Below are 23274 nucleotides of genomic sequence, written 5' to 3'. Positions count from 1 at the left end.
AAATTCTAAAGGGAATATTTTGCATCTTTGGCAAAATCCTGCAATTATGTCAGATGAAATTTAGAAATATAGTCTAGATCCAAATACATGAAATTGTCTTTGGCATGGAATTTTCACTTTAGAGCCTTTTGAGTGAAGATAGCTGTATTTACAACGTATTTGACTCAATAATTATTTGATTTGGAATAAGGGTTAATGGAAATTTTAATTACTATTACCGCTTTCCAAAATCAATGGATTAAAGAATCAAAACCTACTACCTTAATTAATGGAAAATTTTAAAGAGAGGCCACAAGCTGAGACTGCGAAAGAGAAAATTACAGATGATGTAAGGATCGTTGCGGTTGGAGCGAGCGCCGGAGGATTGGAAGCTCTTAAGAAATTCTTTAAGAATATACCCTCCGATGATAAGAATGCATATGTGGTAATTCAACATTTATCTCCCGACTATAAAAGTATGATGGGAGAACTTCTAAAGAAGAATACTAACCTCCCTATTATTCAGATCTCAGATCAGATGAAGGTGGAGCAGGGACATATATATCTTATACCTCCTGCCAATAATCTTATTCTTGATAGTGACCTATTAGTACTTCAGGAAAAACCCAAGACGCAGATCCTCAATCTGCCAATAGATATGTTCTTTGAGTCTATGGCCAAACAAAGAAAGGAGAGAGCGATAGGAATTGTTTTAAGTGGAACCGGCAGTGACGGTACTCGTGGGGTAAGGGCTATAAAGGAAAATGATGGGATGGTAATGGTGCAGGAACCATCAGAAGCCAAATTTGACGGGATGCCTAAAAGTGCCATTAATACAGGGCTTGTAGATTATATATTACCAGTTTCGGAGATGGGGCCCGAGCTGAAGGAATTCATTTCCACACCGCCAATTTTCCATTTTAAGAATGGGAATGTTGAATATGACGAGAATGAGCTTAATAAGATCCTTAATTATATAGACGAGAAGGCCGGCCTGGACTTCAGAGAATATAAATATGCCACCCTTGCCAGGAGAGTAGCAAGAAGGGTTAATATCTGTAAGTGTAAGAACCTGTCCGAATACTATGATTACCTTACAAATGAAGAAGAGGAGGTAGAAATTCTTTACAGAGAATTCCTCATAGGGGTCACTAAGTTCTTTCGAGATGAAAAGGTATGGGAAGTACTTAAGGAAAAGGTATTCCCTGAACTGATTGCAGCAAAGGAAGATGGAGATATTTTAAAACTCTGGGATGTTGGATGTAGTACGGGAGAGGAAGCATATTCATTTGCCATGTGTCTGCATGAGGAGATGGAAAAACAAGGTAAAGATCTGGAGATAAAGATCTTCGCGACTGATATTTCACAGCCACACCTGGATATAGGTAGCAAGGGAGTCTATCCTGAAAGTATCGTAGCCGATGTTTCCAAGGATCTGCTTTTAAAGTATTTCCTGAGTAAATCCAATGGCTATCAGATAATAGAAAAGATAAGGAGAATGGTGATCTTCTCCCAGCACAATATCATAAAGAATCCGCCATTCAGCAATATGGATATTGTGGTGTGTAGAAACCTTCTTATCTATTTCCAGAATAGCATTCAGAAAAAAGCCCTGAACATGCTCCATTATGCATTGAAAAAGGACGGAGTGCTTGTACTTGGAACCAGTGAAAGTGTTCATGGCCTTAAAGATGAGTTTAAAGAGATTGATCGAAGGTGGAAGATCTACCGGAATATACACCCAAGTAAGAGACTCAAAAATGGTATTAGCCATGCTTCAGCCCTCGGCACTAAACAATCTAAATTACTCGAAAATAATTCCAGCCCCGATAGGAAGATCTATAGATCGCAATCCAATCCTATAAGGCAAAAACTGCAGAATGAATTGAATAGTACAATTCTTGAGCAGTTTGGTGGAGCATCAGTATTTGTAGATTCAGATTATAATATACTTCAGGCAGTGGGTGAATTCAGGAAATATGCAAATCTGCCTGTTAGTGGATTTTCCATTAACCTGCTGGATATGCTGGAAACCGATCTCAAGTATATAGTTCAGACTACTTTCAATAAGGCCTACAAGAGCAAAGAAAAAGTGGTTTATCGCGATGCTGTTATAAAACAGAGCAATAAAGAAATCGGTGCCGATATTATCATCAAACCCTTTACAGATCATAGCATAGAAGGTGAAACCAACTATGTGATCACCTTTGTGGAGAAAGAGCTTAACCTTGAGGAAGTAAAGGAAATGACCAGGGTTAGCCCTTCGAGTCAGACCAAGGAATATGTTGCCAGCCTGGAGGAAGAGCTTAAGAAGACCAAGGAAGATCTGCAAACCTCACTGGAGGAGATTGAAACCAGTAATGAGGAGCTGCAGGCGGCCAATGAAGAACTTCTTGCTTCTAACGAAGAGCTGCAGAGCACCAACGAAGAGCTCCAGAGCGTTAACGAGGAAATAAATACGGTAAATGCCGAAAATATTCAGAAGGTGGAAGATCTTGCAGCCCTTAATGCAGATATGGACAACCTTCTTAAGAGTACCGATATTGGTGTGATCTTCCTTGATTCTGAACTAAAGATCAGGAAATTCACCCCGGCTATCAAGAAGCATTTTAGCCTGATAAATGGAGATATTGGCAGACCAATAGACCATTTTACCAATAGTTTTGGTTTAAGTAGGAAGCAAAGTTTCCTGGATAGGTGCGAAAAAGTACTTAAAACGGGCAAAATGATAGAGAAACCTATTGTCTCAAGGGAAGGGAAGAATTATTTGCAACGTATTTCTCCTTATATAGATTCTGATAATATTATTGATGGGGTAGTGATCTCCTTCATAGATATTGAAACGATCCAGAAATCCAAGGAAAAGCTTATTGCGAGTGAAAAGCGTTTTAAATCTTTCTACGAAGATGATCCGGTATTGCATATTAGTGTAGATCCAAAAAGTTCTGAAATTGTTCAGTGTAATAAAAAAGCAATTCAGAAGCTGGGTTATGAATCCAAAGACGACCTCATAGGAAAACCTATCTTCGAATTGTTTGATGAAGATTCCAAACTCTCTGCCTTAAAGCTTAAGACCAGTATCAAGAAGTCTGGTGAACTTGTGAATCTGGAGCAGAACATGATCACGAAGAAAAAGCGGGTACTGCCTGTGATCCTTAACGCTACGGCAGAAAAAGATGAAAAGAATAACCTGAAAACCATACGTTATACCTGTGTGGATATTTCTGCACTTAAAACTGCTCAGGAACAGCTTAGAGAACAAAAGAACGACCTGGAAAGGGCAAATCGTGATCTGGAACAGTTCGTTTCCATTTGTTCACATGACCTTCAGGAACCGCTGTCTACCATTAAGTTTGGTAGTGATGTACTTGGTAAGATGTACGCCAGCCAGCTGGATGAAAAGGGAGAGAATTATATAAAGTATATAAAGAACGCTTCAGACAGGTTATCGGCACAGATACGTGCATTGCTTGAGCATTCCAGAATTGGTAAGAATGGCAAGAAGAAACTGGTTGATACAAAAGAGGTCGTAGAAGTTGTGAAGTATGACCTTGGTAAGAGTATTAAGGATACTGGCGCTAAGATACATACCGGGGCACTGCCTAAGATCATGGGATATGAGGTTGAACTCAGATTACTCTTCCAGAACCTTATAAGCAATGCCATAAAGTATGTTCCGAAAGGGAGAAATCCGGAGGTTCGTATTTCTGCATATAAAGAAGACAAGTACTGGGTATTTTCAATAGTTGATAACGGGATGGGGATCTCGAAGGAAGATCAACGCAATATTTTCACCATCTTTAACCGGGTTCCCGGAAACGAAGAGATGACAGGTACCGGCGTGGGGCTCGCTCATGTAGAGAAGATCGTTCTTTTACATGAAGGTACGATTTGGGTAGATTCTCAGGAAGGAGTGGGAAGTACCTTTTACTTTAAATTAAAAGCAAGCTAAAATATGCCCCTAAGCAGCTACCCCGAAAAGGTGGATATTACCAATTGTGATAAGGAACCTATCCACATAATCGGTAAATCCCAGTCCCATGGTGTTATAATAGCCTGCGACCGGAAAGATCTGGTAATTACTCAAATCGGTGAAAATTCTGATGAATTCTTTGGAATACATTACGATGAATTACTCTCCAAACCTTTAAGCTCGCTTATAGGAAGCGAAAAAGCTGAGATGTTAACTTCTGTAAAGAATGTTGAAGACAGTCCGGAGGTTAGGGAAGTAAATATCAATGACCGGGATTTTATAATGAAGCCGCATATTTCAGGTGAAAGCCTGATTCTGGACTTTGAACCCGCAGACAGTGATTATAACCATTATGAATATCAGCGACAGCTGTCCAGTATTCTAAGCACCCTGGGGGCTTCTGAAACTCCTGAAGACCTCTGTGCCGATGTAGCGAAGATCACCAGAGATATCTTTGGCTATGACAGGGTGATGGTATATAAATTTGATGAGGAATGGAATGGTGAAGTGATAGCCGAAGAGAAGGCAGAAGAGTTGGAAAGCTGGCTCGGACTGCACTATCCTGCAAGCGATATTCCGAAACAATCCCGCAACTTATTTATGAAGCAGCGTGTAAGGATCATTGCTGACGTGGATTATCATCCCGTTTCTATAGTGCCGGAACTTTCGCCTATTAATAATATTCCACTGGATCTTTCCAGATCGGAACTTAGAGGAGTTTCCCCTATACATATAGAATATCTTAAGAATATGAAGGTTGGAGCTTCACTAACCGCAGCACTCATTAGTAATGGAAAGTTATGGGGTTTGCTGGCATGTCATCATTACTCGGCGAAATATATAAATTATTACCACAGACAAACCTGTGAATTCCTCACACAAATATTTTCAAATGAACTTAGCCTTAAAGAGACCAACAGGTATATAGGCAAACTGGAGGAATGGGAATCTATAAGAGGTGACCTGGTAACCCAGATAGAATCTGAAGGCAAGATCAAAAAAGGACTAGCGGAGCAAGAAGTACTTTTTACCGATCTCATGGAATGCGAAGGAGGAGCCATTATACTGGGAGGAAAAATGAGACTGGTGGGGAAAACCCCTCCAAAAAAATATGTGAAGAAACTTGCAAATGAATTCCTCGCAGACCAGGGTAATTCAGTTTTCTTTACTAAGAATTTAAGCCGATCTTATAAACCGGCAGAAGAATTTCGCGATACAGCTTCGGGTATCCTGAGCGTAAAGTTAGGTAGAAGTAATAAAGACTTCCTTATGTGGTTCAGGCCTCAGGTAGTTCAGAATGTTACCTGGGGTGGAAACCCGGATAAAATGGCGAATTTTGATGAGGATAAGCAACGAATTACGCCTCGTAAATCCTTTGAAAAGTGGACTCAAAAATTAACTGGTGTCTCCAATCCCTGGCTTGATTATCAGATAAGTGCTGCCAAAGCTATCCGCGAGAGCTTAAGCAATATCATACTGGAGAAGCAGAAAATCAAGATAGACCGGTTAAATAAACAATTACTGGAGGCTCATGATGAACTCGAACTTTTTAGCCAGGGACTTTCACATGATTTAAAAGCTCCCTTACGGGGAATAGATGGATACGCTCATATTCTGAAAGAGGATCATTACCATAACCTGGAAAGGGAAGGGCAGCAGGCCGTAGATATCATACTTAGTTCCACAAGGGAAATGCAGGAGCTTATTGATAATATCCTATCCTTTGCTGGTGTTTCCGGGCAGAGTCTGGACAAAGGCATTTTTTCTGTAAATCACCTGGTAGAAGATATTCTGGAATCCTTCAATGTAAAGACCAATTATCCTCGAACGAAGATTATCATGGAAAAAGATCTGCCACATATGATGGGAGATAAAAGGATGATCATGCAGGTATGGTCTAACCTTATCACTAATGCTCTTAAATACTCTGAAAAGGAAGAAAATCCTGAAATAGAGATAGGTGCCACAGGGATAGAAGGGAGAACAACTTATTATATCAGAGATAATGGTATTGGTTTTGATCCAAAACATAAGACAGCCATATTTGACCTTTTCTCAAGATTTTCAAACGATAATTTTAAAGGTACCGGAATAGGCCTGGCCATTGTTAAGAAGATCATGGAAAAGCATAACGGCAAAATATGGGCTGAAAGTGAACCCGGGAAAGGTTCTACCTTTTACTTCCATGTTTAACAGATCAAAATTGTAAGAACCCGGGCTTTATAATATTTTCGTATATCCGATTTCCGAATTGTAACCCAATGATTAAAACATCTCTGCGAATATTACTGGTCGAAGATCGCGAAAGCGATGTAATGCTCATTAAAAGGCAGATTAAGAAGATAGTTAAAAATCCGGTGATTGAGGTTGCCGATAACCTGGAGGATTGTAAAAACCACCTCGTGAACTTTGCTCCGGACGTGGTACTTTCTGACTATAACCTTCCTAATTGTACAGGTCTTGATGTAATGGAGCTGGTTAAGGGATTTGACAGTAGTATAGATTTCATTTTTATTACAGGAACTATCCATGATGAAGAACTTGCAGCCAATACTATTCTCAATGGTGCTTCCGGCTATATTTTGAAAAAACATATGAATAACCTCAGTGAAAAGCTGGAGCCTTTCTTAAAAAAGGTGGTGGTGAATATGGTCGCGCGGGATGAGCTCAGGGAACGTATCAGAAATAATAAGATCACCGTTAACCAGATCTACGAATACCTGGATAAGATCAATACTGATAATGTGGAACATGTAGAAAATATAAAGAAGATCAAGGAAGCGATGAACAGGTTTAATATTGGAGATGATGCTGAATAGATTAAGAGAAGCAACTGCAGACCTACATAAGAAACTGGAAGGTGAAAATCTGGCTAATAAGATCATGGATCATTCTATAGGTCTGGAAGAATACAAGCTTCTTCTTTACCAGAATTTCCTGGCATACTGTAAGGTGGAAAAGGAAATTTCAAGATTTCTTCCCGGCCAGGCGGGTGACAAGGCAGAAAAGCTGAAAGCAGATCTTGCAGGAGTGGGCATGCATGATCCCGAATGTGATACCTTTTCTGATTTCCATTGTGAAAATGAAGCCGAAGCTCTTGGCGCGGCCTACGTTATAGAGGGGTCGGCCATGGGCGGAATGGTCATTGGCAGGGAGGTAAGTAAGTGTGGGTCACTGGAGCATTTGTCATCGCAAACTTTTTTCAGTGGCACCCGGGATAGTATAAAAGGATGGAATAAGTTTCTTAAATCCCTTAGATCACGTGAATTTACAGAAGAAGAAATTGAACAGGCGGCTTATAAGGCACAGGAAACCTTTCGATTATTCGAGAAAGCCTTTAAACTGGAATTTTCTGACTGCTAGGAATTAAAATTTCACTTCACTGATTTCACGTACTTCCCCGACATCCATACCATCGAGTAATTCATTGGCGATCCGGACTCGTACAAGTCTTAAGGTTGGAAAGCCTACTGCGGCTGTCATCTTTTTTACCTGACGGAATTTACCTTCGGTTAAAGTTACGCTTATCCAGCTTGTGGGTCCATGTCTTTCATCCCTTACCTTTTTAGTTCTTTCCGGAAAAGATGGAACCGCATCAAGTTTTTCAGCCTTACAGGGAAGAGTGGTATATGTCTTACCCTGAATACTTATATCAACTCCGTTCGTAAGACTTTCCATAGCCTCGGAAGTGATCTCTCCATCCACCTGTACGTAATATTCTTTTTCGGAATCACCTGCCGTAATTTTAGTGCTGAGCTTGCCATTGGTAGTCAGCAGCAACAAACCTTCCGAATCTTTATCCAGACGTCCCACAGCCATAGTGCCTTCAGGGAAATCATATAATTCACCCAGTAATCTGTGCTTTCCGGCCTTTTTCTGGTTAGTGACGAACTGACTTAGGTAGCCATAAGGTTTATAGATCTTGAAATGTCTGTACATAGGTTCAAAATAGAAAAAAAGAGACTGTCTAAAAAGATAGAATTGAGGTCATCCTGAATTTATTTCAGGATCTTAAGTGAACTCAATTTAGAAGCTGAAAAATCCCAATCGCTATCGGGACAACTTGACGCAAACGTACTTTTTAGACAGCCTGTTTATTTTAAATTAAAATTGAAACCGATCAGTCCATTCCCGGCTGAGTGATCTCAAATCCCTGTGTCTCTTTTTCTTTGGTGACCATTTCTTCAACTTCCTTCAGCAGAGCCTTTGAATCATAAATGATTCCATCCCTAATAGTGTATTTAACTCCGCCTACCCGAACAACCTCATTTTCTTCGGTAAGCCTAATAGCACCCGTTCCATAAAGAACTTTAAGGTTTTGAAGAGGATTTTCTTCCACAATCACGAAATCTGCAAGTTTACCAACTTCCACGGTTCCAAGCTTATCGTCCATTCCTAAGGCTTCGGCCCCGTTAAGGGTAGCGGCGCGCACAACTTCGAGCGGATGAAAACCGGCTTCCCGAAGCAGCTCTAATTCTCTCACATAGGCAAAACCATATAGTTGAAATATAAATCCGGAATCTGAACCGGTGGTAACCCTTCCGCCGCGATTCTTAAATTCATTTACGAATTGCATCCATATCCTGAAATTCTCTTTCCAGGCTACCTCTTCCTCAGTTCCCCAGTAGTGCCAGTAAGAACCGTGAGAGATTTTACTCGGTTGATAGAATTTCCAGAGGGATGGAAGGGTGTAGGTTTCGTGCCATTCAGCCCTCCTTGCACGCATCAGGTCACGGCTTGCCTCATATATATTGAAAGTAGGATCCAGGGTGAAATCCAGAGCCAGTAAAGTGTCCATGGTCTTCTTCCAGTGTTCTGTACCTGGTCCTGCAGCCTGGGCCCAGAGTTTACCGGCTTCGGCAAATCTGTGCTGCTCGTTCTGATAATTATAATCCAGCGGGTAATGCTGTACCGTACGGTCATGGAAGAGAGCTTCCGGAAGACCATACCAGTGCTCCATGGAAGTAAGGCCGGCTTTAGCCGAATTAAGAACATTCCATCTTCCCACACTTAACTGTGCATGATGCATGGCGGAACCTTTCCCGAGTTTTCCGTTTTCATCCAGTGCGGCTTTCATGATCTCTGGTGAAGCTCCAAAGAATTTGATCCCATCAGCGCCTTTATTGGCATTTGTTCTCACCCATTCTCTTGCTTCCCCTGATGTAGTAATTGGCTCATCCTTCCCGTTCCCGAATACCGTATAGCTGACGATCCTTGGCCCGGGCATTTCCTTATTTCTGATCTTTTCTTTAAGATCCAGCGTCCAGTCTATTCCGGGGCCACCAACTTCCCGAACCGTAGTGACTCCATGAGCGAGCCAAAGTTTAAAGACATATTCAGGGGTGGCTCCCTGGGCTTTTCCTCCTATATGGGTGTGCATATCAATGAATCCGGGCAGAAGATACATTCCGCTGGCATCCAGTTCACGACCACCTTCTTTTAATTTTGGTCTTTTTGCTTCATCTATCTTTACGCCGGGATAGCCTACATTATGTATACCTGTGATCTGGTTTTTCTCTACGGTAATATCCAGAGGACCCATGGGTGGGGCTCCATTACCATTGATGAGGGTGACGCCGCGTATTATAAGCTGAGTAAAGGGGCCTTCTCCGTTAGTCTGACCAATTGTTGTGTGAATACAAATCAAACCAAGAAGAAATAGAATATATATATTTTTCATTAGTATTAAGATATAAGTAAACACCCCGAACGGATCCGGGGTGCTTTATAATTAGTTATTATCAGGTACAGGAAAACCCCGATCCCTCATAAGAGCATCGATCTCAGCATCCCTTCCTCTGAATTTTCTGTAGGCCTCTGCCGGATCCATGGCATTTCTTGGCGCAAAAAGATATTTTACCAGCTTATGAGCAAGTTCTTTATCATAGAATCCACCCGGAGCATCGGCAAAAGCTTCTGCGGCATCAGAGGTGAGTACATCGGCCCATAAATAACCATAATATCCGGTAGCATAACCCTCCCCGGAGAACACATGTCCAAAATGAGGGCTACGATGTCTCATCACGATCTCTTCCGGCATATTCAGCTCTTCCAATGTTTCCTTTTCAAATTGCTCAGGATCTATATCTTCAGGGTCGGTGGTATGATATTTCATATCCATTATTGCCGAAGCCAGAAATTCAGTGGTAGCAAATCCCTGATTAAAAGTCGAAGCCTTTTTGATCTTTTTTACCAGTTCATCGGGTATCACTTCATCAGTTTCATGATGTCTTAAGAACTGGTTGATGACCTTATCTGTAGACAGCCATCTTTCCAGCAATTGTGACTGAAATTCAGTATAATCTCTTACCCCGCCATTCAAAGTTGGATATTTCACATTTGAAGAAAGGAAATGCAGTGCATGTCCGAATTCATGAAAGAAGGTCTCCGCATCGTCCCACGATACCAGAACAGGTTCGCCGGGTGCAGGTTCGATAAAGTTAGAATTGTTAGAAGCAAGAACCAGTTTTTCGCCTTCCAGTTCGGTAAAAGAACGGTAAGTGGTTGCCCAGGCTCCGGATCTCTTTCCCTGTCTTGCATAAGGATCAAGATACCATAATCCTACTATCTCTCCTGAATCCTTATCGGTAACTTCCCAAACCTTTACATCTTCATGGAAAACGGGTACGCTTCCTTCCTCAACTGGCGAAAAATCAAAGTTAAACAACTCTCCTGCAGTGAAGAACAAAGCCTGGGTTAGATTCCCTAATTCAAGATATTGTTTCACTTCTTCGCTGTCAAGGTCATATTTTTCCTTTCTAACTTTCTCTGCATAAAATCGATAATCCCATGGTTTGATGGTGATATTCGCTCCTTCGGCATCGGCTATCTTTTGCATATCTTCCACCTCTTCTTCAACCCTCGCAAGCGCGGCAGGCCACATTTTCATCATAAGGTCCATGGCGTTTTCGGGATTTTTAGCCATACGATTCTGGAGTCTCCACTGCGCATAGTTATCGTAGCCTAATAGCTCCACCCGTTCATCTCTTAATTTTAAGATCTCGGAGATAATCTCCTTATTGTCATATTCGTCATTATTATCCCCTCTGGAATAATAATTTGTCCATACTTTTTCACGTAGATCCCTTTCAGTTGAATAGGTAAGGAATGGATCCATGGAAGACCGGGTATTGGTAACGGCATATTTTCCTTCCTTTCCACGATCGGCTGCAGCTTTCGCAGCAGATTTCACATAGGATTCCGGAAGGCCTCCAAGCTGGTCTTCCTCAAGGTAGATCACGTAGTTCTCTTCATCAGCAAGTACGTTATTGGAAAATTGGGTATAGAGCTCGGAAAGTTCTTTATTTATAGCCGCATAGCGTTTTTTATCCTCCTCGTTTAGGTTTGCACCACTCATGGCAAAGTCTTCATAGATAAGTTCTATGGTACGTTGCTCTGCCGCAGCTAATGAATCCTTCTGGGATTTTTCATACACGCTTTTTATCCTTTCAAAAAGTGCGGTATTCTGGTTTATCCTGGAATAGTGAGCTGAAATCTCGGGCGCAAGTTCTTTCTGAACCTCGCGGAATTCAGGACTGGAGACATTGCTGCTATAGATTCCATAGTAAACGAATGCTCTGTCCAGCTCTTTTCCCGCCAGTTCCATAGGAACTATCGTGTTTTCAAAGGTAGGTTTTTCAGGATTATTGGCGATTTTTTCAATTTCAGCAAGATGTAATTCCATGCCTTTCAGGATGGCGGGTTTTACAAGCTCTACCTGCATTTTGTCAAATGCGGGTACACCTTCGTAGGGTCCTGTCCATTCGGCTAATAAAGGATTATTCATGGTGTCATTTTCGTTAGTGGATTCCTCACTGTTAGCACAGCTGAGAACAGAGGCCAGGACAAAAATCCCCAGGCCTTTTCGTATTTGTCGGTTCATGTTTGATTAATTTAAACTAGGCCCTGAATATACGAACAATTGGGCACCTTTAATAGGTACTTGTTGGCGAAATGAGATTTATGAACAATGAAAAAGTACCCTGATTTGATGAATCAGGGTACTTTTCAGAAAGAAACAGATGTGATGACTGATTTTTTAGATATGATGATTGATGTTTATTACCAGATGAAAGCCCGGCATTTATGTAAGGCTAATCCAAATTAGAGGATTTTTACTGTTCGGGTACGAAAGAACGTCTCTCATAATTCTGACTGATGAATGATTGCCCCGTATTGGTTCCTCAATTATTCCGGATTGGATGCCGGATTTTTCATCTGATTATTACTGTCTCTGCCAGCCTTCTTAAGTTTAAGCCATTGTACATACCTCTAGGCTGTTGTTTAATATTGATATGCGCTTTCATGATTGATGTGTTTGATGAATGATGAAATTAGATTCCGTATTTTCTACGGTTGTACCATGAACTTCTACCAGTTCCACTTCTTTGGTTTAAAAAAGGTTTGTGGTGAGTAAGGTTTCCTTCGTTTAATGAGCCGAAGCTCTCGATGATGTTTGAAAAAGCTGTCATGATGTAAAAATTTTGATTGATGATATATTTAATATGGGGGGCTGGGATTCCCCGCCTTTTTAGGTTGGGAACATTCTTTTCAACAATTTAGGGGGGGAATAGGGGAGTGAATTTCTGAATACTAAAGTACCGTAAAGATAGTTGATAGAAAAGGGGATTAATCCCCTATTTTAAATATTTAATAACAATTGTAATGCTGTTATACCCTGGATCGGGGGGTTGATTAAATTAAGTCTTTAGTTTAGACCTGGATTTGCTGGCAAGTATCTTTCTCGGGGAAATGCCATATTTTGCTTTAAAGATCTTAGAAAAGTAGCTGCGGCTTGAAAGCCCCAGTTCATATACCACCTCACTTACATTTCTATTTCCTGCGCTTAACATGTTAAGTGCTTTAGTGAGACGGATGTCTCTTATATACTCATTAACTGTTTTACCATAGATAAGCTGGAAAGCTTCCTGTAGCTTATTTGAATTCATTCCGGCTATTTTTGCAAGGTCGTTTACCGTACCCACCTTCGCAATATTATGGTCCAGATATTCAACTACCTTTTCTAAGGCCTTCATATCTCTTTGCTTAAGGGTCTTACTCTGAAATATCTGCTTTTCCTTTTTAAAACGGGTAAGCATATAACTCAAGATCTCCAGTGATTTTGCCCCTATAAAGTTTATTCGGGGAAAACCTTCAAGTTCGCAATTCTTTATTTCTTTAATGGTTTCTGCGGTTTTAAGGCTATAACTTCCGGTTTTGCATATTCGATGCTTTGCTTTTACATCGCTGAATACCTTATAGAATACGGGTTCAAGCTCATTAAGATCAAAAGAGAAGTACTGCTGAAACTTGAGCCTATCTATTTCCAGATAGCATAGCACTATGGCTGTATCCTTTTTTAGAATAATATTATGGGTTTCAGAGTCCTTGGGTGCTGAGATAAGAAACTGGTGATTCTCTATAGTTGTAAAATCCTCATTATTATCAAAAAAACTATCTATTTCACCTTCAATACAGTAAAGAAACCTAATTGGGTTTATAGAGGGCAGGGAGATCTTTAGTTGCAGGTTTTCGAGAAATTTACAATGGTAGGTATACAAACCCACACCATTAGGGAAATTTATACCCCTTATATTTCCATCACCATTTTTGTGGGGTATTTTAAAATTGTATTCTCCTAAATGTTCAGTATAGTCTGAGCCTAATTTTTTAGCGAATTCAGGAATAAAATCGTCGACATCATTTAATTCTAAATGATAGGTTTTCATCTTGTGGTTTGCTTAGACAGGTTATGTAAAGGCTATTAAAAATAAGACTTGATAGATGTTGTAGCATAAAAATATGAGTTAAACTTATACTAAATGAATTAAAAATTAGCTTTTAATATCTGTAAATCAGGAAATTAGGGTGTTTTTCCCCTTTTATGTATTAAGAGTAAAGAATATATTGAAGCATTCTTTTTTATCCCCAAACGTTTGAGCTTTCCTGGAATTATTAACCAACCAAAAAAAATATATTATGGGGAAGCATTACTTTTCTGAACATTTTAAATTTTTACTGATTGTTTTAGCAATTACGTCTTACTCTTCAGTTTTCTCGCAAAGTACATTTATAGTAAATAGTACATCTGATTTGCCTGATATCAATTTAGAAGATAATAAATGTGCAGATATTAAAGGGAATTGCACTTTAAGGGCGGCAATCCAGAATGCAAACAAAACTGAAGAAACTGATAATGTTTATTTCAATATCCCTGGGGATGAAGTAAAAACAATACTATTAAAGGAAAACTTGCCACCTATAACAGAAACTATTAGGTTGGACGCTACTACGCAACCCGGATATACCTGGTCCACTCCAAAGATACTTATTAGTGGAAGCGAACTGGAACTTATAAATGTGGAGGAAGAAACACCCAGGGATCTAATTCCTCAGGGGTTCTTTCTTACGGGAAATAGTTCAGGTAGCCTGGTAAAAGGCTTTATTTTGGGAGGATTTGGCTTGATAGAGGAGGATGAATATGGTTCAATCTTAGAGTATTATCTTGGAATTGCAATCCAGGTTTTAAATTCGGGAAATCATACCATCCAGTCAAATTTTATTGGAGTCCAGGCAGATGGAATAACTCCTTTTCGAAATATTTTTGGGATGTACACAGGAAGCAGAGATGGATTTGCAGATTCCCGTAATAATCTTATTGGAGGAACAGAATCGGATGATGCTAATGTGATAGGAGGAAGTTGGCGAAGTGCAATTCTCCTAGGTTACAAAAGTGGAGAAAATGAAGTTAGGGGTAATTATATAGGAATTGGGGCAAATGGTTCTACTCCTATAATTAATAGTCACGGTGTATCTGTAAGTTATCCTTCCTATAATAATATCATAGACGCCAATTTAATCTCTGGGAATTATGTGGTAGGAATACACCTCGTAGGTGGAGGTAATATCGTCACAAATAATACCCTGGGACTTAATAGTACAAAAGATGTGGCAGTACCAAATTTATATGGTGTTGGTATAAAAAATACCGGGAATAAATTAGGTTTGGAGGGAAAAGGAAATCTTATTTCGGGGAATGACATAGGTATCCTTTTATATACTTCAGCTTCATATGACTTCAGCAATAATAATTCAATCCAATATAATTTTATAGGTACAGATAAAGCTGGCGTGGAGGGAATTCCTAACGGTGTTGGTTTAGAAATTTCTGGGAATAACTGTTCTGACAATATTATATCAGATAATATGATTTCAGGAAATACAGGCGACGGAATAAGTATACAAAATGGATCGAACAATAATTCATTCTTTAGGAACTCAATAGGGATCAATAATAATAATGAAGCTCTTGGGAATGGAGGAGTAGGAATAAGAATAGATGGAAATAATAATTATATAGGAGACGGAGAACCTGAAAATCTTAATCAGATTGCATTCAATTCCAAAGGAATAGCTCTCCTAAATTCATATTATGTATATAATAATAGGATTTCCTTGAATAATATTTTCAGTAATGGACTGGGGATCGACCTGGGAGATGATAATGTTACAGCCAATGATATTAATGATTCTGATCTGGGTGCCAATAATCTACAGAATTACCCTGTACTTTTAAAATCAAACCTTATAGGTTCCCAACTAGAAATAGAATTTCAAATTGACTCTGATCCTAAATATTCTATATATCCATTAACTATTGAAATTTTCAAAAGCGATGGGAACCGGCAGGGAGAAGAGTATTTGGGAAGTGTTGAGGTTTTTAATTTACCAAAAGGGAAAAAGAATTTAATCACCTCAATTGGAATCCCTTCAGGGAATACAATTACTGAAGGCGATTTGATTGTAGCAACTGCTACAGATGCATTAGGCAATACCTCAGAGTTTAGCGAAGAATTACCTGTTAATTTAAGCGGCTCATGTACAACCGAAACTTTTTATGCTGATACAGATGGCGATGGGCTGGGAGATCCAGCTAATTTGGTGGAAGAATGTTCTCTACCTCAAGGTTATGTTTCAAATGCAGATGACTGTGATGACAGAGATCCTGAAATTGGAGCAGCTAAAAACTGGTATTTAGACTGGGATGGAGACGGTTTTGGTGACCCATATACATCTATCCAGGAGTGTACCCAACCATCAGGATATGTTCTGGATAATACAGATTGCAATGATAAGGATGCCAGTATTTATCCGGGTGCCCTGGATGATACTGCAGATGGCAAGGATCAGGATTGTGATGGATTTGACGGTCCTGTAACCTCTTGTTCGGGAGCTGATAATCTCCTGGTTTCGGAGATTTGTTCCACAAATACATCAATTGAGTGGCAAATAGAAAATCCGGGAACCTGTACGGTAACCGGAAGATGGGAATTAAGAAAAATGTCTTCCACAGGTGATTCATCAGGAAGTTTTGAACTAGCTCCGGGTGAGATCTATAATTTTACAAGTGGAACGGTTAGTAAAGGAAAAACTCAGCTTGTAGTGTACTGGAATGATAGAAACGGACTGGAATTGAATACCAGTTTAAATGCTACAGGAATAGAATGTACGCAAGCCCAGGCTTCCATGTCTGAGCCGCTAAATGATCTATATATATCGCCCAATCCAATCTCTGACGAAGCCATAGGCATGTATTTCACTCAGCCCCTGAATGAAGGGGAATTACAGGTGAAGATATACAGTTCTTCGGGGAACCTGATCGCCACCGAAAACCTGTTGGTCCCAACCGGAACTACCAGTGTTTCACTTGGAGTAGATCATTCCTCATGGTTGGAAGGAGTTTATATTTTAAATGCAAGTATAAACGGCCAGAATTATCGGGTGCAGTTTATAAAATAGTCTAAAGACAGAAACCTGGTTCATCACACCGGGTTTCTTATTTAGGGTCATTTTCCCCTGTTTTCAGGTTCATTTTAACCTTATCTTTCTTTTATTAATTAACTCCTCGGGCAGGCTCCCAGTTTCTTCCATAGCCTTTGATCTACTATTAAATAAAATAGTCATGATCAATTCACAAAAATGTCCGCACTGTAAAGGAGTTAAGAAAAGCCATATAGGCAACAGGTTAAAGATCTGTGGCTATTGTATGCAGCCGGTGAAAGAGAAATCAGATAAAGTTGCTGAAAACTCTAATGAAGAAATTATAGGAATGGAAAGTGTTTCTTTCCTTACAACTTCGGGAGTTACAGCCCTTGGTATTTTAGGATTTGAACTTTCAATATTTAACGCATTATTCCTGGGATTACTATCCGCATTCCTGATTACCGACCTTTTTAAACCCATTATTCTAACACTAAAGGCCATAGGAGTAGTATTGATCCTTCTCTTTGCAACCGGAAAAATCGTAGATTTCACTCTCTATTTTATTGAACAGATCATCATTTTCTTCGAATTAAAGAACAGCCTGGAACTTAAGGATAGTGTTGTTTCCATATTTGAACTATGTGATCACTTTCTTTTGGTTTGATCAACCTCACTAATTCTGTTTTCTTAAATTTGTCGGTTCATAATTCAAAAATCATTTTATCCTGTTTAATATGAACTACAGATTTTTCTGGCTTTTAATATTTTTAAGTTCCTTTCACAGCTTTTCGCAAAACAGTTTTACTGCCCGCATTATTGATGGAGAAACAAACACGCCGCTGGATGGAGCAAATGCAGTGGTTAAAGGCAGCGATCTTGGAGGTACTGCAGATGAGGAAGGTATGATTGAAATTACCGATATTCCGGATGGAGCAAAGACCATAATCTTTAGTTATTTAGGTTTCCAAACCCTTGAAAAGAGTTATGATTTTCCACGTTCTAATGAGAAAACCGAAACTATCTATTTATATCCGGCAGGCGAGCAAATGGAAGCCGTCTTTATCTCTTCCACTCGGTCCCGACGTACTATTGCCGATCTTCCCACAAGAGTGGAAGTGATCTCCGGGGAAGAACTCGGGGAAAAAGGAAATATGAAGCCAGGTGATATCCGGATGCTGCTGAATGAGACCACAGGTATCCAGACCCAGCAAACTTCAGCCACTTCCTATAATTCAAGTATCAGGATTCAGGGACTTGATGGAAAATATACCCAGTTGTTAAAAGATGGTTACCCATTATATTCGGGGTTTTCAGGAGGTTTAAGTCTTCTGCAGATCGTACCTCTGGACCTGAAGCAGGTGGAGGTGATAAAAGGAGCTTCTTCCACATTATATGGAGGTGGAGCGATCGCCGGACTGGTGAATCTGGTATCTAAAACTCCAACAGAAGAAGAGGAGCTCAACCTGTTGCTTAACGGAACTTCAGCCCTTGGCCTTGATGCAAGTGCTTTTTATTCAAATAGATCTGATAAATTGGGGACTACCATCTTCGCGTCCTATAACCTGGGAAGTCCTTACGATCCCGCCGATATTGGCCTGACTGCCATTCCGGAATTTGACAGATATACCTTAAATCCACGAATATTCTATTATCCAGGGGAAAATGCTACTCTGGATATTGGCATTAATGCTGTTATTGAAGAACGTACAGGAGGAAATATTGAATTCATTGAAAATGATGGTGGGGTTGAGGATCCTTACTTCGAGAAAAATAATACCCGCCGTATTACCACACGGGCTGGTTATGAACAGAAATTTCAGAATGGTTCTAGTCTCAATATAAAGAATAGTTTCAGCTTTTTTGAAAGAAAGATCCGTATACCGGATTTCGTTTTTTCAGGAGATCAGTTCGCCTCATTTAATGAAGTAACCTATGGTTTTGGTGATAGGGAGTCTGAATGGATTGCCGGGGCAAACTTATGGGTAGATAGTTTTAAGGAAGATCAGAACCCCGATTCTAAGGCTGTGGATTATAATCACCTTACCTACGGTGTATTTGTACAGAACAACTGGCAGGCAACAGAATTTTTAAGCCTGGAATCCGGGTTAAGACTCGATCATCAGAATGAATACGGAACCTTCTTACTTCCAAGATTGTCGGTAATGGCTAATCTTTCAGAAAATCTTACGGCCAGGATGGGGGGAGGCCTGGGCTATAAGACTCCTTCTATCTTTACTGAAGACGCTGAAAGAATTCAGTTTCAGAATGTGTTGCCTGTAGATGTGGATGAAACCGAAGCAGAGCGATCTTATGGGGCAAACTTCGATATTAATTATCGTACGGAGCTGTTTGAAACTATAGACTTTAGTCTCAATTCTCTGTTCTTTTACACACGGGTGGATGATCCCCTTATCCTTACCAATACGCTCGGAGAAAATTTCGAGTATTTACAGCCTGATGGTTTTCTGGATACTAAAGGAATTGAAACCAACCTTAGGTTGTCCTATAGTAATTTCAAACTGTTTGTAGGCCACACCCTTGCAGATGTGAACCGACATTATGATGGGGAAACTTCAGAAATGCCACTTGTGGCTCAAAACAGGCTTAATAATGTTCTTGTGTATGAGATCGAAGATAAACTGGTTGTTGGCCTGGAAGGATATTATTTTGATACACAGAAACTGGGAGATGGCACCACCGGTGAGAATTACTGGATCTTTGGGTTAATGACCGAAATGAAGTGGGAAAAATTTTCGCTGTTCCTCAATTTTGAGAATTTTACCGATACTCGTCAAACCAGATTCGATTCTATCTATACAGGCTCAATTTCCGATCCACAGTTCAGGGATATTTATGCTCCGGTAGACGGCTTTGTCATAAACGGGGGGATCAAACTCCAGGTTTTATAATCTTTGAGACATGTGGGAACCGGCAATTGCAGCTATACAAAATGATGATTCAGAATGGATTCGTAGCAATCATCTGAAATTCAGAAATTTCTTTAAGGACCAGAATCTTCTTGAAAAAGGCAAGCTAAATGAAGAGGCGTTACAGGAGCACTATAAAGCAAGGCTCTTTAAGATGTTTATTGAGAGCTCTCTGGGCGGGCTCGAACTTGACCTGAAGACCGGAGCAAAATGGATAGAAAATGCTTCTCAACTCGATGGAAACTGGGGCTGGTTGCTGGCGATTGGAGTGGGAGGTGGATATTTTTCTCAATACCTGAGTGAAAATTTAAGACAAAAATATTTTAAACCTGTCGAAGCCCTGGTGGCGGGCAGTGGCAAACCCGATGGTAATGCCGAACCAAGCAGGCAGCTTTATAATGTGAACGGAAGCTGGGATTATTGCAGTGGCAGTGAACAGGCTTCGCTTTTTACCGCGGTAATCGATAAGGAAGGAGAGACAGCGGCGGTCATTTTGCCTAAGGATCAGGTTGAGATTGTGCGCAACTGGAATGCCGTTGGATTGGAACTTACCTGCAGTCACAGGATCGTGGCCCGCAATGTTTTTCTTCCTGAAGAGAACTTCTTTCACCTTTCCCATACGCCTAAGACATTTGAATATCCTTTAGGTAGTTATCCTTTTGATCTTTTCGCGAGAGTCTGTTTTGCACCTGTTGTACTTGGGATAACCCGAAGCCTTTGGTACGAAATAAGTAATATCACCAGGGAAAAAATGCCTGTCTGGAAAAAATTTCAACCCCAGAAATATCATAAGGTGGAACATCTGCTTTCAGATTTTCAGAAAGAATTACAATTGGATTCTGCTAAATTTTACGAGGTTGTTGGTAATAGCTGGCAAGGCCACATAAAGAATAGGGATCTTCGAAAAAAGAAGTTGCAGAAGATAAGTATCGACCTTAGTAAATACTGTTACAGGAAAACTTCCCAGATAATTCCCTTATTGGGAATGGATGTAATTAACCGGGATCATCCTGTCCAGGAATGTTGGCGTGATCTGCAAACCGCCTACCAGCACATGGTCTTCCGGGATTATTAAGATTAAGCCAGTTCTTTCCTGAGCACGACCAGAGGAGGACTCTTTATAACACTGATGCTGTTGCCTAATCCTATTGCCATTACAAGTAGAGTTATCCCTGGAAATAGAACAATAAATGGGATCCATGAGGGCACAAACGAAGTCTCAAATACAAACAACCCCAGCAATTGACTGCTTATAAGAGATAGCAGAATACCGGAAAGTCCGCCCAGAACTCCCAGGTAGAAATATTCCAGGGCTAGGATCTTAAGGATCTGATCACTTTTTGCACCAATGGTTCTTAAAAGCACACTCTCTTTAATACGTTGATATTTACTGGTTCTTACCGCACCTATAAGTACGATGATCCCGGTGAGAATGCTGAAGAATGCCATGAAATTGATCAGCCAGGAGATCCTGTTTAGAATCCTTTCTATTAGGCTTAAGACCTGTCGCAGATCAATGATAGTAACATTTGGAAAATCAGCCACTAAAGCCTGTTGTAATGAAGCTGAGCTGGCTTCATCGGGCACCTTTGTGGTAAGCACTCTGAACTGTGGCGCGTCTTCAAGAACCCCGGTAGGGAAGACGATAGAAAAGTTTAGTTGCATCCGGCTCCAGTCTACGGTTCGTATACTACCCACAACTGTTTTGAGAATGACACCCTGAACATTAAAGCTTACTTCGTCTCCAACACTTACTTTGGCATCTTCAGCAAAGTTGTCACTTACTGAAATTGGCACCATTCCTTTTTCAGGTTTTTTTCCTATCCATTCTCCCTGATCAAGTACTTCTGAGGAAATTAATGTGTCCCTATAGGTTGTTCGAAATTCATGATTAAGTACCCATCCATTGACTCTTGACACGGTATCCTTTCTGATCTCGTTTGCAGATTTACCCTTGATACTCTGTACCCTCATTGTCACAATAGGTATATTTTCAACTACTGCCAGGTCCTGGTCATTGATGGTTGATGTAACTTTTTCACTTTGGTCTGATTGAACGTCCAGCAGGATCATATTGGGACTATTGGACTGGTCTTCCAGTGAGGCTTGTGCTAATAGCAGATCTTTTGTGAAATACAGGGTGCTTATAAGAAAAGTCCCGATTCCAATTGCGAGCACCAGTATCAATGTTTGATTCTGTGGACGGAAAAGGTTCAGAAGGCTTTGCCTGGGAACAAATCCCCAGCTAGAAGGAAAATACTTTTTGATCATTTTCATAAAAAGGTTGGCCACTCCGGCAACAAGTGAAAATGTCACTATGATACCCACCACAAATGATATGGAGTATTCCCAGTCTTCCAGTAACCAGAAAGAGAAAAGGAAAATAAAAATGAAGATAGCCGATAAGACAAGCAGACCGGCTTTTTTGGACCTTTTAGGGCTGGCATCCTGAACTCTTAAAGTATGAAGAGGGGAAACATATAAAGTTCCTATCAAAGGATACATCGCAAAAAGGACAGACATGAATATCCCCAGCAATACTCCCATAAAAATAACCCTGGGTGCGAATGAAATTTCAACATCTACCGGAATGAAATCCTGTAAGATCAGGGGGAAAAGTTGTTGAAGTATCAATCCCAGCCCTGTTCCTATTATCCCCCCCACCAGGCCTATCATTGAGATCTGAAGGAGATAGATAAGGAATGTTTGTTTTTTGGTCGCTCCAATACATTTAAGAACGGCAATAGACTTCAGCTTTTCCTTTATGTAAATATGAATCGCACTGGCAATACCAACGCAGCCCAGTAATAGCGCTATAAACGCAACAAGATTGAGAAATTTACCGAAGTTCTCATAGCGCCTGCCCATTCGTTCGCTGGTAGAGGTATGAGTATCAAGATCGGCGTCATTGGCATCCAGGATAGGATCCAGCTGTTCATCAAATTTTTCCATATCCAGCTTTGGATCGGCAAGGAAGTAATACTTATACCTGATACGGCTTCCGGTTTGAACGAGCCCTGTTTGCTCGATAAATTTATATGGGATAAGCACCGGAGGAGCCACAGAACTAAAGACCGCTGAGCTTCCAGGCACCGATTTCAAAGCTCCCACAATGGGTAAGCTGATGTTTCCAATCTTGATGTTATCTCCCGGCTCAATGCCTAGTTGCAGCATTACTGTCGCATCCAGGAGAGCGCCCTCCTTTTCCTGGTATGCAGTAGCTGCTGAAGCCGGTTTGGTCTCCAGTTCTCCATAAAATGGAAAATCACCTTCTATTCCCCTTACCTGAACCAGTTTTGTCCCTTCCTTTCCGGGAAAAGCGGCCATAGAAGCAAAACTGATCTCTTTTCCTTCAGACCCTCCCAGGGAATCGATTATGAACGAAACCCTTTCAGTAGGTGTCTTATCACTGTCTATGATGTAATCGGCACCCATCAGGGCTTTAGACTGGAGTGCGATATTCTTCTTAAGGTTATTGCTGAAAGACTGGATAGATACCACAGCCGCGATACCCAGCACTATGGAAGCCATAAAGAGTATCAGTTTCCTGCTACTGGCCTTCCCATCTCTGAGAGCCATTTTAAGGAGCCATCCAAAACCTGCTTTATTTGATTGATTGTGATGATGCATTGC

At 40.5% G+C, this 23274-nt stretch carries 14 protein-coding genes; 9 read left to right on the top strand and 5 right to left on the bottom strand.

Annotated elements, in window-relative coordinates; all coding sequences use genetic code 11:
• Window positions 1-268 precede the first annotated feature (268 nt).
• The 4 genes from EZJ28_RS14545 (at window position 269) to EZJ28_RS14530 (ending at window position 7315) form a co-directional block, all read left to right on the top strand.
• Entirely contained in the window at window positions 269-3931 is a 3663-nt protein-coding gene (locus EZJ28_RS14545) for a CheR family methyltransferase (protein ID WP_131399173.1), read from the top strand.
• A 3-nt stretch (window positions 3932-3934) separates the two neighbouring features.
• Complete coding sequence (locus EZJ28_RS14540) at window positions 3935-6145, top strand: ATP-binding protein (protein ID WP_131399171.1); 2211 nt, start codon at window positions 3935-3937, stop codon at window positions 6143-6145.
• A 68-nt stretch (window positions 6146-6213) separates the two neighbouring features.
• Window positions 6214-6771 (top strand): response regulator, encoded by a 558-nt coding sequence (locus tag EZJ28_RS14535; protein ID WP_131399170.1) that lies wholly within the window; start codon window positions 6214-6216, stop codon window positions 6769-6771.
• Complete coding sequence (locus tag EZJ28_RS14530; protein ID WP_242670136.1) at window positions 6758-7315, top strand: biliverdin-producing heme oxygenase; 558 nt, start codon at window positions 6758-6760, stop codon at window positions 7313-7315. The genes EZJ28_RS14535 and EZJ28_RS14530 overlap by 14 nt, the downstream gene beginning before the upstream one ends.
• Window positions 7316-7318: 3 nt before the next feature.
• On the opposite strand, the gene EZJ28_RS14525 is transcribed toward EZJ28_RS14530, so the two are convergent.
• The 3 genes from EZJ28_RS14525 to EZJ28_RS14515 all read right to left on the bottom strand — a co-directional run bounded on the left by EZJ28_RS14525 (window position 7319) and on the right by EZJ28_RS14515 (window position 11834).
• Window positions 7319-7891 carry a pseudouridine synthase gene (locus tag EZJ28_RS14525; protein ID WP_131399166.1) on the bottom strand — a complete coding sequence of 191 codons (573 nt, stop codon included), beginning with the start codon at window positions 7889-7891 and terminating at the stop codon, window positions 7319-7321.
• Window positions 7892-8072: 181 nt separating this feature from the next.
• The gene (locus tag EZJ28_RS14520) at window positions 8073-9632 is read right to left on the bottom strand and encodes an amidohydrolase family protein (protein ID WP_131399164.1); all 1560 of its coding nucleotides are present in this window, start codon (window positions 9630-9632) and stop codon (window positions 8073-8075) included.
• 51 nt (window positions 9633-9683) lie between these two features.
• Complete coding sequence (locus EZJ28_RS14515; RefSeq protein WP_131399162.1) at window positions 9684-11834, bottom strand: M3 family metallopeptidase; 2151 nt, start codon at window positions 11832-11834, stop codon at window positions 9684-9686.
• 87 nt (window positions 11835-11921) lie between these two features.
• Between EZJ28_RS14515 and EZJ28_RS16070 the strand changes: the two genes are divergently transcribed.
• Window positions 11922-12059 carry a hypothetical protein gene (locus tag EZJ28_RS16070; RefSeq protein WP_165499091.1) on the top strand — a complete coding sequence of 46 codons (138 nt, stop codon included), beginning with the start codon at window positions 11922-11924 and terminating at the stop codon, window positions 12057-12059.
• Window positions 12060-12651: 592 nt separating this feature from the next.
• Here EZJ28_RS16070 and EZJ28_RS14510 read toward each other — a convergent pair.
• Window positions 12652-13680 (bottom strand): AraC family transcriptional regulator, encoded by a 1029-nt coding sequence (locus tag EZJ28_RS14510; protein ID WP_131399160.1) that lies wholly within the window; start codon window positions 13678-13680, stop codon window positions 12652-12654.
• Window positions 13681-14044: 364 nt separating this feature from the next.
• Between EZJ28_RS14510 and EZJ28_RS14505 the strand changes: the two genes are divergently transcribed.
• The 4 genes from EZJ28_RS14505 to EZJ28_RS14490 all read left to right on the top strand — a co-directional run bounded on the left by EZJ28_RS14505 (window position 14045) and on the right by EZJ28_RS14490 (window position 20716).
• A complete protein-coding gene (locus EZJ28_RS14505) occupies window positions 14045-16750 on the top strand; it encodes a MopE-related protein (RefSeq protein WP_207388471.1) in 2706 nt (901 codons plus the stop codon).
• Window positions 16751-16913: 163 nt separating this feature from the next.
• Window positions 16914-17378, top strand: a complete 465-nt coding sequence (locus EZJ28_RS14500) for a hypothetical protein (RefSeq protein WP_131399155.1) — start codon at window positions 16914-16916, stop codon at window positions 17376-17378.
• Between the two features lie 70 nt (window positions 17379-17448).
• Complete coding sequence (locus tag EZJ28_RS14495; RefSeq protein WP_131399153.1) at window positions 17449-19623, top strand: TonB-dependent receptor; 2175 nt, start codon at window positions 17449-17451, stop codon at window positions 19621-19623.
• A gap of 10 nt (window positions 19624-19633) precedes the next feature.
• Complete coding sequence (locus EZJ28_RS14490) at window positions 19634-20716, top strand: hypothetical protein (RefSeq protein WP_131399151.1); 1083 nt, start codon at window positions 19634-19636, stop codon at window positions 20714-20716.
• A gap of 2 nt (window positions 20717-20718) precedes the next feature.
• On the opposite strand, the gene EZJ28_RS14485 is transcribed toward EZJ28_RS14490, so the two are convergent.
• A complete protein-coding gene (locus tag EZJ28_RS14485) occupies window positions 20719-23271 on the bottom strand; it encodes an ABC transporter permease (protein ID WP_242670135.1) in 2553 nt (850 codons plus the stop codon).
• Between the last annotated feature and the right edge of the window lie 3 nt (window positions 23272-23274).

Source organism: Gramella sp. KN1008 (assembly GCF_004332155.1).
Taxonomy (GTDB): Bacteria; Bacteroidota; Bacteroidia; order Flavobacteriales; family Flavobacteriaceae; genus Christiangramia.
This window is presented reverse-complemented; position numbering and strand designations above follow the sequence as displayed.

Excerpts from the sequence above, each read along its gene's own strand:
- EZJ28_RS14520 (WP_131399164.1), bottom strand. The coding sequence starts at position 9,632 with ATGAAAAATATATATATTCTATTTCTTCTTGGTTTGATTTGTATTCAC.
- EZJ28_RS14515 (WP_131399162.1), bottom strand. The coding sequence starts at position 11,834 with ATGAACCGACAAATACGAAAAGGCCTGGGGATTTTTGTCCTGGCCTCT.
- EZJ28_RS14545 (WP_131399173.1), top strand. The coding sequence starts at position 269 with ATGGAAAATTTTAAAGAGAGGCCACAAGCTGAGACTGCGAAAGAGAAA.
- EZJ28_RS14530 (WP_242670136.1), top strand. The coding sequence starts at position 6,758 with ATGATGCTGAATAGATTAAGAGAAGCAACTGCAGACCTACATAAGAAA.
- EZJ28_RS14525 (WP_131399166.1), bottom strand. The coding sequence starts at position 7,891 with ATGTACAGACATTTCAAGATCTATAAACCTTATGGCTACCTAAGTCAG.
- EZJ28_RS14485 (WP_242670135.1), bottom strand. The coding sequence starts at position 23,271 with ATGCATCATCACAATCAATCAAATAAAGCAGGTTTTGGATGGCTCCTT.
- EZJ28_RS14510 (WP_131399160.1), bottom strand. The coding sequence starts at position 13,680 with ATGAAAACCTATCATTTAGAATTAAATGATGTCGACGATTTTATTCCT.
- EZJ28_RS14490 (WP_131399151.1), top strand. The coding sequence starts at position 19,634 with ATGTGGGAACCGGCAATTGCAGCTATACAAAATGATGATTCAGAATGG.
- EZJ28_RS16070 (WP_165499091.1), top strand. The coding sequence starts at position 11,922 with ATGAAAAAGTACCCTGATTTGATGAATCAGGGTACTTTTCAGAAAGAA.
- EZJ28_RS14495 (WP_131399153.1), top strand. The coding sequence starts at position 17,449 with ATGAACTACAGATTTTTCTGGCTTTTAATATTTTTAAGTTCCTTTCAC.
- EZJ28_RS14540 (WP_131399171.1), top strand. The coding sequence starts at position 3,935 with ATGCCCCTAAGCAGCTACCCCGAAAAGGTGGATATTACCAATTGTGAT.
- EZJ28_RS14500 (WP_131399155.1), top strand. The coding sequence starts at position 16,914 with ATGATCAATTCACAAAAATGTCCGCACTGTAAAGGAGTTAAGAAAAGC.
- EZJ28_RS14535 (WP_131399170.1), top strand. The coding sequence starts at position 6,214 with ATGATTAAAACATCTCTGCGAATATTACTGGTCGAAGATCGCGAAAGC.